Here is an 11,475-nt window from a genome sequence, read left to right as displayed (position 1 = left end):
GGTGAATCTTATCAAGCATGGTTTGAAGGACAGGGCAAGAAGCGTGGTCAGAAGCCAGTTTTTAAAATTTCTACTTTGTTAGGGGCTTCGTACATAATTGAGCGATTGGCTTACTTACGGAAGGATGGCAATCTTAAGGAATTACTCAAAGAAGTTTCTGAGAAGTTTCCCCGTGATGTAGCAGCACAAAATAAGATTATTGAAGACAAGCGCGGCAATTCACTGCGTCGGATAGTCAAAAAGTATTTCGGTGGCAAAGATAGTAATAAACCGGTTTTAAACTTCCGTCACGATCAAGAGCAGAACGACTGTACAGCATTACGGGCAGCTTGTGCTTGTTTAGTGACCGAGCGAGATTGTAAGGGTTCACTAGGGGCGAAAATGTACTTCGCAGCTTGCTTTCTCGGTCATATTACCCCAGGCGACAAACTCAGTGATAGCGATTTAAAACACATCGCTACTACCCTTGGTTACTCAGATTATTATGTTACAAAACCTGTAGGCTTTCCCGGCGATCTGCCAAGAGAAAAACTTGCCAACGTTCGGGTTAAGTCTTCAGACTTAGAAGCTATTCGCTACCTGCAAGGGCAATTAGAAGCACCTAACCATCAGTCAGTAGTTAGCGCCTTAATTGAGTCGTATAACAAAGGTTTGGATACTGCCACGCTACCAGAGTCAGCACAGCAAAAATTAGCCCAATCAGAAGCACAAGTTAAACAGCTACAGGAAGCTAATAATCAGTTAGAAGCACAAGTTAAACAGCTACAGGAAGCTAATAACCAGTTAGAAGCACAAGTTAAACAGCTACAAGAAACCAATAACCAGTTAGAAGCCGCGAATAACCAACTACAACAAGAGAAAGATGCAACGGAAACCAGCTCACCACAACCCCAAACAGTTATCCTCAATGCCACAGAGTTAGATTCTTGGCTGGAAAAGAAAGTTATTGAGATGGTAAGTAAGTTAACTCTTGGGGGAACATTGAGCGCACCTGCTACCATTGCCACACCTGCCAAAGTAGCACCACCAAAGGAAGAGATTGACTGGCAAGCCAAGACCGATGCCGAGGTGTGGGGGAGCAAAACGGCTGGGGCAGCTGTAGAAAAAATTCGTAGGTCTTATCAGGCAATCTGTTTGTATAACGATACTGTGGCAACTGGAGAGGGCGATCGATTGGCAATTACTAACCAAGCGCTCAGAGATTTATCAGGCTGTAACGGTCTGCTGATAAGAGATTGGATTGAACAGCACAAAGACGAAGTAATAAGCCATAACGCGAAATTCGGTATGGAGAACAAGAAAGACCCTAGCAACCCTGCCAGCTATGCCAACAAAGGAAAGGACACAAATAAAATTCTGTTGCTGATAAATGAAGAATTTCTAAGTGGGGAAGGCTTTAAGGCAGGGAAAAATTAAAGTGGCTAAAGGGCTGGATGCTTTACTGTAGAGGCTTTTAGGTGGAAGTCGTCAAACAGCCAAAAAAGTTTCGATTTAACGTTTTAAGTAAACCACTGAATACCAAATTTATCTTTTCAATTAGTTCACATAACTTTTCAGGAAATATAACGATGTTTAATACTTACAATTCATGTCATTTTTGTTCTAGATACTACATTTGGGGTTAATAAAATGCAAGCTGTCGCTATCACTGGTATTGTTGTGTCCGGTGCGGTTATTACGGTTGGGATTTTGACGGGGCAACCTATGATTTTTGGCTTTGGTTTTGGTGGTATGGAGCTTTTTATAGAAATTTTTAATGGTTAATTTTGAAAGTGTAGAATAATAGGCTAACCACTCGCAGTGTCCCTTATATCAGTGTGTGTGGAGGTTTCTACTTTATCTACCCACACTACAAGTTCTAAAAGGCTATTGGCTACTAGCTTTATATCAGTAGCGATCGCTGGCTAATGGTGAAAAAATCAAACTTGAATACCTGAAAATCCATACCCATATTTAATTGCTTCTGTCAAAGCGTAAGTCCTAAAAATATCAATTTACGAGTGAAAAGAATCTTTCAACCATGCGGTTTACAGCTTTGCGATCGCCCCTCCTTTCATTCCCCGATTCTCCGAATACCTTTTTTTTGTTTTGGCGACGCGGTGGGAAGGCAATTAAATGAGGCGATTTCATTTGCGGTGAAAATTTGAGATTGCAAAAGTGATGCCAGATTGCTACGAAGGCGATCGCCACCTTTACCAATGTCGTTTTCCCGATATTTCCCGATTTTTTACCCGATACAGTTGTGCTTTTATTAAAAATTAAACAGGTATATGCAAATATAGCGCGTTAGGTATATCAGCAGTATAAATCCTTAATTTTCTGGTTTAGTACGAGTAAATCATTATTCCTATTTATTTAATTTAATAATTTAGTTAAGTGTTTTCTCTATTCTTTTGATTATTTTAAATTAGTTAAAACTGAATAACATCCTATTTTTTTATGCCAAGAACTACACAAAAACCTGTTTTTAATCCGGCTGGTACTGAACAAAGTAATTCAAATAGTTCATTAGTATCAGTAGCTCCTAGCTTGCCTTATTATGTAGAGGTGCGGACTAGTTCTCTAAAAAACTTTCTTCAAAAATTTTATGACTTTGCTGATAAAGACGCTATTCAAGCATGGCTAGAAGCTAGGCAAAGAACAGGATTTTACTTTGAAATTAATCAACATTTACATCTAGCTTTTGCAGACCAGCGAGACGGAAAAGGGAGTGAATATTGGTGGTTTATTTATTATAATAACACTGAAAGAAAAAGAATATTTCAAAACATCAGATTTGAAGAACACCTAGTCAGAACTCGACTTATCAACAATCAAATAAAAGAACAATTAACTTGGAACGGTTTAACTCTTCGTTCTGAAACCGAGAAAAAAATTGCTACAGCTTTATATAGTAGAGACATTATATTTTTTGCTAACGTTAATGGTTTTATGAGCGTTAACGGTTTGGCTATTACTAATCAAGATAATAGACTTAGAGAAAAAGCAGAAGTTGATTTTTTAGTTTTTCATAATCAGAAATGTATGATTCTAGAAGTTGATGGTGATCATCATAACGCTGGTTCTCAAAGAGGTTGGGATTATAAAAGAGATAGGGTGTTTTTACGTCAAGGTATTACTACAGTTAGATTTCCATCTGGACAGTGCTATCACAATACTTCAGCAGTAATTGACGAGTTTTTAACTTTATTTAATTAAAAAATATTTTTTCTATGATTACTATGCCGACAAGCTTAAAATAAGCCAGCGAGATGATTATGAATTCCCTCAACCCAAGTATGGGCTTGGGCAAACTGTAATCGATAAAGATGGTGAACCTGGGTTTATTGTAGGTATGCAGTTCACTCTTAATGAATGGGAATATCAAATATTCTTCACACAGTTAGAAGTGTTGGGTGCAGACTGGTATGGTGAGAGCAAACTTAGTTTAGAAGTAGTGGAGGTCTAATGTGGCAGAGTAATTCATAAGTATTGATACTAGATAGCCTAATTGCAATTAACGAAAATCCCTCTTAGTGATTGAAAAGAAATAAGGAAGTGCCATGACAGAACAAGAAGAATTTGATTTAATTATGAAACAGATTAAAAATGGAGAGATTGAAAACTGTTGCGTTGAAGCTGAAACTTGGGTTGTTAACGAGTCAGAAAACCAACTCGACAAATCCCATGCTTTACCACAGCATAATTACCACCACATAAATACCCAGGGCAGCAGCAACATTGTAATTTTCCCGCCCTACGACTAAAAACCGCATATCCATTTGTAAAAATTCCCTGTTGCGATCGCGGCCATTGTCCAAGCCGTCACTAAAAATTAGCTGTAGATCACAAACTTTCAGAAATATAAAAAACTTGGCATTGCTGAATTAAAGTATGAATCCGGATGTATAAACGTAACAGTACTACGTCTCTACAAGGATTTTAGTATTATGCAAAATCATTTTCATATATACAATCAGCAATACCAAAACTTTGTAATCTACTGTGATTGGCAGAAAAGAGTTATTATTGAGTGGCAATCCAATTAATAGTCCAACCATCTCTCAAAGCATCAGCAGGATACAGAGGTCTACCGTCAACATAACGAACATAAACACGAAAAGTGTTAGATGTAGGGTTATAAACTGCTGATCCGCCTGTAGCTATCCAACAATTACCTCTGCAAGCTAATGATGTGACATAAATTGGAGTTCCGGCAAATCCTGTATTAGCATTTACATCTATATAAATACCAAAACCAGGTCTAGTTGGATCATATTCTTTCCAATTTCCAGAGCCTGATGTACCACTTCTTACAACTTGAGCAAAAGCTTTTTGGTCTGCTTGAGCTACAAAAGCCATAGAAAGAAATGTTAAAGTTAAAGCTGATGCTAACTTTGCCACGTAATTGAATTTATTTAACATATAGAAATCTTACTTGAATCTTCCTCAGTATACTGACAAGAAAAGCATTGTATGTCAAGCTTCTAGGCAGCTAGTTGTTCAACTATTTTTTCGCAAAAAAACAGAAATTCATTACAAAAATTCACATACAAAGCGTAAAAATTTAAGTAATCGCACCTTCCTATTGCTCAATACTGAATACTCAATGGGCTATGACCTATGCCCCCACCCCGCCAAATTGACCCCGTAGCACCCCCACGTCGCACGGGGTTTATTTTTGGGATTGGGTGAGATCGCTATCGTTATCATGCAATTTTGGAGCGCGGTCATAGGAGTTAGCCACAGAAAAATAATAAGCATAACTATTGGGGCGATGATGTAACCCTCGACAGGCGATCGCCTTGAAAATGTAATGTAACCGCTCAATAATCCGGGGTAAATCGCTCAGTGACAAGGCTCAATGGCGTAAATTCATTCCTGAACTGGTAGTTCGTCCCCCATTTATTACTCAAATACGTATTGGTAAAATTCACTTATCCTTAACTTGTTTCAAATAGATATTGATGAGCTAACTCGACTATATTTTGCATGAAACCCTTAAGTTTCATGTAGGGAAAAGTAAATATTTATAATTTATTTATGAGGCTTATAGAACTAAGATTAAACTCTAATTAAGAGCATTGTTGCAAAAAGCATCAAGAGAGTTGTAACCATGAAAAACGCTTTTTCTGCATTAGCAATCATCCTATCAGCGCTCCCTATATCTATTTCTGCGTCAATTAATCCTGCGATTGCACAGCGAATTTCTATACAATCATACAATTACCCTAACCAATACATTCGCCATAAGATTGGAATTGGCGAGATCAGTGAAATTTCAAGTGTTCTAGACAGAGCAGACGCAACATTTCTACAAAAGCCTGGATTAGCATCTACTAGCTGTCTTTCATTTGAATCATCAAATTTTCCAGGTCTATTCTTAAGGCATTCATTTGGTCAAATTGTATTAAATGTTAATAACAATACTGATCTGTTTAGAAAAGATGCAACATTTTGCTTGAAACCAGGATTAGCAAATTCAAAGAGTTCCGTTTCCTTTGAATCATATAATTATCCCACTTACTATATACGCCATAAAGACGCGAAGCTATATATTGACCCTTTCAACAGTAATACTTTGTTTCTACAGGATGCCACTTTTAACTTAGTGGCTCCGTTGAGTCCATAGCTAGACAAACACAAACAGGTAACGCTAATTGAGCGTTTGAAGGGGGTGTGATCGCCCTTCCCTTCATTCCCCATTCCCGAATACCCTTTTTTTGTTTTGGCTGTGCGGCGGGAAGGCAATTAGATGTAGCCCAAGCATTTGCGGTAAAAAATTGAAATTGCAAAAGTAATGTCAAATTGTGAGGAGCGATTGAAGGGGAAGCGATCGCCTCTCCTCTCTTCGCCTCATTCCCAATACCCAATGTCCCACTTCAATAACGAGTGGGATTAATTTTGCAATTCTAGGGGTGTGTATAGTGGTGGCTGTGTAGATTCTAGTCTCAAGTTGGTATAGGCGATTGTAGCGGCGGTGGGGAGTGCGTAGCTTGCTATCGAAGGCGATCGCCCAAGTGTCACTCCAGCTATCATCCTCATACGAGTATAAAAAGATTCCGGGTTGTAAAGATTAATTCCTGATTGAAAGTTCCAAGATTATCTTTTTCAAGCAGCGATGCAGTTCTCCTTAAACGACACTTCACTGTTCTAAAGAAATTCAGTTTGTTCTTCCTCGAAAATCCTAAAATTCAAACTGTAGTGTTGATCAGAGGCTCTATCTATCGCTTTAGTGAACACAATGTTAAAACACAGAACTTTTAGCCAAAGCTTGATGACTGCTGGACTCAGTATTATAGGTTTGAGCAGCTTACTCGCTCCGCGTCTGCTTGCCTCATCCATTCCCACAACTTTGCCGCAATTGTCAAAGCAGCTATCATCTATCCCAAATACCTTGCGATCTCAGCAAGGAATTGACTACGCTGCGCTTCAACAGTTACTACAGACTGGAAAATGGCAAGAAGCCAATCAGTTGACTTCGGTTCTGGTTCTCAAGGCTGCCCATCAAGAGCAACAGGGTTATTTGAGAGCAACAGACACTCGAACTGTAGCCTGTTCAGATTTACAAATTGTTGATCGCCTCTGGAAAAGTAGCAGCAATGGGCGATTTGGATTTAGCACTCAAGCAACCATTTGGCGAAACCTCAAGGGATTCAGTTACGAGGATTCGTTACGATTTGAGCGGAATGTGGGTTGGAACTCTACTCAATCAACACTTATCGACGATCCCAGCACTGTCCCAGTTGGTTATTTTCCCTTTCGCCCCGCAGGTAATACGGGGATCAATAATGCTTTCGGCGGTTGGTGGATTCGAGAACTGCCAATCCGGTTGCAGCAGTGCAATATCAAATAACTGTATGTCAACGTGAGTTCGACGGATAGAAAAGCCCAAAAAGCTTGCTAGATAGGAATTTGCTTAACTGGGCAGGCGAAGTGCGATCACGAAGATTAATTGAGAATGAGCAAAAAAGGCACAAAAAAACGCCGAGACTAAAAATATCTAAGAAAAATGAGGGTATCGGCTATGTCTACCATTGTATCTCGCCTCGATATCGTACAAATCTTCTGTGACGTAGATGATTTTTGCAACCAGTGGGAGAACTTGTGGCAACAAGTGCCACAGTTACCATCCACAAAGGGAGAGCGCCGCAGCAAATCAAAAATGCATTTATCAGAGGTGATGACAATTGCGATCGCATTTCACGGTAGTGGTTATAAAACTTTCAAGGAGTTCTACACCTTGCACGTGCTACAAAGTTGGCATTTGCCCAAAAAACCGTCGATTGATATTTACCCAAAAGATTTACCTGCAATACCTCCTGCCGTTTTTTAGCTCCGTCGAACTCACGTTAACTTAAATCCCTATTAGGGATTGAAACGCAAATCAACAATACAAAAAACGGTAGATTGGGCTATTGCAATTAACTTAAATCACTATTAGGGATTGAAACGAGTTATTTGCAGAAAGTGTAACAGTTGCCATATAAGAACTTCATATAATATCCCTAGAATTCCTGATGACTAAGTGCTAACGCCTAAGAGATGATGAATTTTTTGGGTGTCGATTATGAAAGCGATTTTGTTGAGTTTGATGATTGCTATGTCTGCGGCTCTACCTGCTGCGGCTGAGAATTGGGTTGACTTAAATGAAGGTGGCCGTCAACTTGTGGGGATAGATACTGATTCTATTCTCACTGACAATAATGGTAATTATAATTTCTGGATAATGCACAAAGATGGGCAGATTATCCGCCAAGTTAATGCAACTATTAGTTGTGAGGAAAGAACTATTGTACTTCTAGCAAGAAAAAGATTTAATTTGAATGGTGAACTTATCCAAGCTTTTTCTCCTAAAAATCCAATAGTTACAAACATCAAGCTAGATAGTAACGGTGCTACCTACTATCGCTACCTTTGCAACTAGAAAAAGGCAGGGACTAATCACCTAGCCCTTAAACCAGGGTTAAATAGTAATTGCAATTAACCTAAATCCCTATTAGGAATAATGTGCGTCAATTTCAAGTTTTTTATCTGTGTCTAGCTCTACACCACTTCTAGCCACAGGTGACAACATAGCCAAGCTTGCAGCCACCCCCAACACCTGCTCATCGCTCACTTCCAAATATCTCTGCAACTGCTCTAACTTACGATACCCGGATATCTCCATCACAACCCTCAAAGGAATGCCAACGTTACTAAGTTGGCTTAAAGCGCTACGCCGAAAACTATGTGTAGATACGCCAATTATCCCAACTTGTTTGCAAGCTCCTCTCAAAATCCTAGAGGCTGAGTCTTCGCTGATGTGTCCATCACTGCGACCGGGGAACAGATAAATCTCTCCGGCCAGTGGGTAGTATTCAGTGAGTAAACGCCGTAAGTCTTCAATCACTGGGATTGACCGGGTTGCAAGTTTACCCTTGGTGTTTGACTTTCTAATCACCAGCCGGGGTTTGACATTGCCCTTGGGTGTGTAGATATCTTGGGTGAACAGGGTACAGCATTCGCGGATTCTACAGGCACTAAATAAATATACGCCAAATATTGTGCGATCGCGGTCATTGTCCAAATTGTCGCTAAAAATTAGCTGTATCTCTTGCTGTATTAAAACCTTAGCGCGTCCATGCCTACAACGAATTGACACTTGATTAACTGCAATTGCTTGACCGAGATTAGCGATCACTGTTTAGAGAGTACTGCAACGAACTGGGTAAAGTTTTGTAAAGAAATAACTGGTTCTGCATAAAACTTGTAAGCCGGAAAGTCAAGTAGAGGTGTGTGGTTAATAGCTTGATGCAAATTAATTGTGATTTACTTCATCTTCATAGATTGATAATGCCTCAAGCTCTATTAACTTCGTATCTCTTCCAAAGCGTTTGCCAAACATTAAAGGAGTTTTGCATGAAATCAAGATTGTTTACACATTTGCAGCATTTTAAAAATCTTTTTCAGAAAAATCTTCTTATATTCCTAGTAGTACCAATTTTGGTGATTTTAGGTTCTAGTATCATTGTGAACTTTACACCGTTAGCTCAAAAAGCAACCGCTCAAAAAGCGAACACTAAAGTTTTTCCCAACTCGGCTGATAATCAAAGTTATAGTGCTATATTTGGAAACACAAAAATCTTTGCGGGTTCTACGACTCCAGGCGCTACAAATTGGAAATCATATTCAAATAATGCAGCACCCCCAGGAATTGAGGCAGGAATCTATGTAGATGTAGATACTAGTGAAGCTGGTTTTACATCTACTCCAAAATACGTTATTTCTCTAGGTGGTTTAGGTTATCACTGGAGAGTTACGGGAGCGTCGTCAGTTTATAGGACTACACCAACTAATTTTAGTGTTTATATACGTTTTTCTGAAACTGATGTAACTACTCTATATCCAACTTTGACACCAGAGTTTGCCAACACACAGCAATTCCATATTAATTGGATAGCTGTTGGAAAATAGGGCGTTAGAACTCGACATAGCAGGCATTGTTTAGGTTTTTCAAATATCCCGCCAATTTTTCATAATTTCACCAGTGCCACGCCCAAATAATCTCACCACCTTGATCGCGATTTGTATAAAAGGTGCAATAAGAGCTTGTCATGTAACAACCTTGCCTTTTTAGAGCCAGAAATGCTTTCTCAGCAAGCTTTCTAGATAATAAATTGTAAAAGTTGTTTCTTGACAGGCTCTAATTCCAGTAAACAGCTTCGTAAGATGTTATTAACAGCATAATATTGACTATGAAACTATTAGCATTAAGTAGTTCCTTGTTCGCAATTATTGGATCAGTAGTCAGTTTAACACTGCCTGCAACAGCAATTGGCACAGCATTCTTTAGCAAAACAACACAGGCTCTTGATTTACCTAGTATTGCAAATCAAGAACTCAGACTAACCCAAATTCTTGTTCCTGCTGGTCAGTGGATAATTAATTATTCAGCGTCACCTGTAAACACTGGAAGCAACGATGCCGTGCGATGCTATGTCCGCGCTAGAGAAACAGGTGAGATTCTGTCTATACACGCAACCTTCGCGGGGACAGGAGCGGGTGCATCCTATGTATCTACAATCAGTGGGGTTACACTTGTTAATTTGAGCGAGCCAACCACAATGGTTCTTACCTGTACTCGTGATCGCAATGGTGCAAGAATTTACATTGATCCTGGTGCTGAGATAGCTGCTTACTAAGCAAGCCTTTAAAATAAGTCCCCAATTCGACCCCGTATTACCTCGCGTCGCACGGGGTTTGTTTTTGGGATTGGGTGCGATCGCCTCCACTCATTCCCTAATACCTTTTTTTTGTTTTGGTGGCGCGGTCCCAATCAGATGAGGTGATTTTATTCGGGGCGAGAAATTGAAACTTCAAAAGCCATGCCATTTATTCAAAAGTTAAAACTGAGGTTGGCAGGCTATGATTACAATTGCAACCGAACACCCAATTGGCGATCGCCAACCATAGAATTGCCCAAGCCAATTAAGCAAATCGCCGCTAAAATTTAATGGATGGAAGTTGAGGCAGTAGTGGTGAGGATGCTGTGTCGCTGTACAGTCCAAAACCAAAGATGACCTGCACACCACCCCCCTAACTTATATAAACAAGGAGAGTAGTGTGCAGCCTCAAAACCCAGACTACCTGCACACCACCCCCCTAACTTATATAAACAAGGAGAGTAGTGTGCAGCCCCAAAAACCAAAGATTCCTGCACGCTACCCTCCCTATTTATTAAAGCCAGGGTAGTGGTGTGCAGCCCCAGAGCCAAAGATGACCTGCACGCTACCCTTTCTATTTATTAAAACCAAGGTGGTGCTGTGCAGCCTAAAACCAAAGATTACCTGCACGCCATTCCCCTAACTTATATAAATAAGTCCAGTAGTGTGCAGATCGAAAAACCAGACAAAGAGGCTTTTGACATCTCAGAGTTAAATCTTCTTTGCTCAATAAATATTACATCAGCCGAAGTCAAATTTTCTCAATATTGAGAATTAACCCAAGCGATACGATTGCAAAAAGACGCGGCAGCACCGTCGTCGCAGTAGCACTGAATCTGCCAGTTAAGTCTAGCACCCCAACAACGTCAATAACTGCGCTGACGATTTGGTGCGACGATTTGGTGCGATCGCCATAGCCAAATTCCGCTAGCGCGGTCATAGGAGTTATGCCTTAACATTTTTAAATAAGCATAACTTTTATAAGTGCCATGACTGATACCTCCCGCACGCCTAATGGCGAACCCATTGACCAAATCATAGAGAAGCTTCAGTAATTAAAGGGAATCCGACAGCAGTTAGTCAATGAACCAATGTCTGAACCTGGGGTCTGGATTTATCAGTATGAGGTGCGGAAGCAATATAAAAAAGGTAGTGAAGTTTTTACTGGAGTTTGGACTAAAAGCTCAGGCTCAGAAAAAAGTACTTAGAAAATTAGAGATAAAAAATAGACAATAGTACTGAAGACTAATCTTGAAGGTTGAAAGAAAAGCAATCAGTAGTAACACTGACT

17 protein-coding genes are annotated in these 11,475 nt (G+C 39.8%); 11 read left to right on the top strand and 6 right to left on the bottom strand.

What is annotated here, in order from left to right; translation table 11 throughout:
* Together H6G96_RS38870 and H6G96_RS42750 are read left to right on the top strand one after the other, a co-directional pair.
* Window positions 1-1,416 (top strand): hypothetical protein (locus H6G96_RS38870; RefSeq protein ID WP_190919764.1); only part of this gene is annotated, 1,416 nt, incomplete at its 5' end.
* Window positions 1,417-1,629: 213 nt separating this feature from the next.
* Complete coding sequence (locus H6G96_RS42750; RefSeq protein WP_277933100.1) at window positions 1,630-1,764, top strand: hypothetical protein; 135 nt, start codon at window positions 1,630-1,632, stop codon at window positions 1,762-1,764.
* A gap of 225 nt (window positions 1,765-1,989) precedes the next feature.
* On the opposite strand, the gene H6G96_RS38865 is transcribed toward H6G96_RS42750, so the two are convergent.
* Complete coding sequence (locus tag H6G96_RS38865; protein WP_190919762.1) at window positions 1,990-2,130, bottom strand: hypothetical protein; 141 nt, start codon at window positions 2,128-2,130, stop codon at window positions 1,990-1,992.
* Window positions 2,131-2,439: 309 nt separating this feature from the next.
* Between H6G96_RS38865 and H6G96_RS38860 the strand changes: the two genes are divergently transcribed.
* Both H6G96_RS38860 and H6G96_RS38855 read left to right on the top strand, forming a co-directional pair.
* Window positions 2,440-3,198, top strand: a complete 759-nt coding sequence (locus H6G96_RS38860; protein WP_190919761.1) for a DUF559 domain-containing protein — start codon at window positions 2,440-2,442, stop codon at window positions 3,196-3,198.
* A gap of 344 nt (window positions 3,199-3,542) precedes the next feature.
* Window positions 3,543-3,746, top strand: coding sequence for a hypothetical protein (locus H6G96_RS38855; RefSeq protein WP_190919758.1), 204 nt, complete (start codon window positions 3,543-3,545; stop codon window positions 3,744-3,746).
* 259 nt (window positions 3,747-4,005) lie between these two features.
* Here H6G96_RS38855 and H6G96_RS38850 read toward each other — a convergent pair whose 3' ends face one another.
* Together H6G96_RS38850 and H6G96_RS38845 are read right to left on the bottom strand one after the other, a co-directional pair.
* Window positions 4,006-4,404 carry a hypothetical protein gene (locus H6G96_RS38850; RefSeq protein ID WP_190919756.1) on the bottom strand — a complete coding sequence of 133 codons (399 nt, stop codon included), beginning with the start codon at window positions 4,402-4,404 and terminating at the stop codon, window positions 4,006-4,008.
* A gap of 250 nt (window positions 4,405-4,654) precedes the next feature.
* Window positions 4,655-4,837 carry a hypothetical protein gene (locus H6G96_RS38845; protein ID WP_190919754.1) on the bottom strand — a complete coding sequence of 61 codons (183 nt, stop codon included), beginning with the start codon at window positions 4,835-4,837 and terminating at the stop codon, window positions 4,655-4,657.
* 258 nt (window positions 4,838-5,095) lie between these two features.
* Between H6G96_RS38845 and H6G96_RS38840 the strand changes: the two genes are divergently transcribed.
* Window positions 5,096-5,611: an AbfB domain-containing protein gene (locus tag H6G96_RS38840; protein WP_190919752.1), complete on the top strand. Its 516-nt coding sequence runs from the start codon at window positions 5,096-5,098 to the stop codon at window positions 5,609-5,611.
* A 266-nt stretch (window positions 5,612-5,877) separates the two neighbouring features.
* Here the strand turns inward: H6G96_RS38840 and H6G96_RS38835 are convergent, their stop codons facing one another.
* Complete coding sequence (locus H6G96_RS38835; protein ID WP_190919750.1) at window positions 5,878-6,024, bottom strand: hypothetical protein; 147 nt, start codon at window positions 6,022-6,024, stop codon at window positions 5,878-5,880.
* Between the two features lie 199 nt (window positions 6,025-6,223).
* Here H6G96_RS38835 and H6G96_RS38830 point away from each other — a divergent pair, with 199 nt between their 5' ends.
* From H6G96_RS38830 to H6G96_RS38820, 3 genes are all read left to right on the top strand, one after another.
* On the top strand, window positions 6,224-6,835 hold the full coding sequence (locus tag H6G96_RS38830; protein ID WP_190919748.1) for a GUN4 domain-containing protein: 612 nt from the start codon (window positions 6,224-6,226) through the stop codon (window positions 6,833-6,835).
* Window positions 6,836-7,006: 171 nt separating this feature from the next.
* On the top strand, window positions 7,007-7,315 hold the full coding sequence (locus H6G96_RS42070) for a hypothetical protein (RefSeq protein WP_242063625.1): 309 nt from the start codon (window positions 7,007-7,009) through the stop codon (window positions 7,313-7,315).
* A gap of 234 nt (window positions 7,316-7,549) precedes the next feature.
* Window positions 7,550-7,906, top strand: a complete 357-nt coding sequence (locus H6G96_RS38820) for a hypothetical protein (protein WP_190919746.1) — start codon at window positions 7,550-7,552, stop codon at window positions 7,904-7,906.
* Window positions 7,907-7,978: 72 nt separating this feature from the next.
* Here H6G96_RS38820 and H6G96_RS38815 read toward each other — a convergent pair whose 3' ends face one another.
* Entirely contained in the window at window positions 7,979-8,662 is a 684-nt protein-coding gene (locus H6G96_RS38815) for a site-specific integrase (protein ID WP_347242342.1), read from the bottom strand.
* Between the two features lie 218 nt (window positions 8,663-8,880).
* On the opposite strand from H6G96_RS38815, the gene H6G96_RS38810 reads away from it, so the two are divergent.
* From H6G96_RS38810 to H6G96_RS42745, 3 genes are all read left to right on the top strand, one after another.
* Window positions 8,881-9,435 (top strand): hypothetical protein, encoded by a 555-nt coding sequence (locus H6G96_RS38810; RefSeq protein ID WP_190919744.1) that lies wholly within the window; start codon window positions 8,881-8,883, stop codon window positions 9,433-9,435.
* Window positions 9,436-9,716: 281 nt separating this feature from the next.
* Window positions 9,717-10,163 carry a hypothetical protein gene (locus H6G96_RS38805; RefSeq protein WP_190919743.1) on the top strand — a complete coding sequence of 149 codons (447 nt, stop codon included), beginning with the start codon at window positions 9,717-9,719 and terminating at the stop codon, window positions 10,161-10,163.
* A 183-nt stretch (window positions 10,164-10,346) separates the two neighbouring features.
* On the top strand, window positions 10,347-10,475 hold the full coding sequence (locus tag H6G96_RS42745) for a hypothetical protein (protein WP_277933099.1): 129 nt from the start codon (window positions 10,347-10,349) through the stop codon (window positions 10,473-10,475).
* Between the two features lie 460 nt (window positions 10,476-10,935).
* Here the strand turns inward: H6G96_RS42745 and H6G96_RS38800 are convergent, their stop codons facing one another.
* Window positions 10,936-11,124, bottom strand: coding sequence for a hypothetical protein (locus H6G96_RS38800; protein WP_190919740.1), 189 nt, complete (start codon window positions 11,122-11,124; stop codon window positions 10,936-10,938).
* Window positions 11,125-11,475: the final 351 nt, after the last annotated feature.

Origin of the sequence: Nostoc sp. FACHB-892 (genome assembly GCF_014698795.1) — a bacterium.
Lineage (GTDB): Bacteria > Cyanobacteriota > Cyanobacteriia > Cyanobacteriales > Nostocaceae > Nostoc.
The sequence above is the reverse complement of the archived record's forward strand: the minus strand, read 5'-3'. Positions and strand labels throughout refer to the sequence as shown.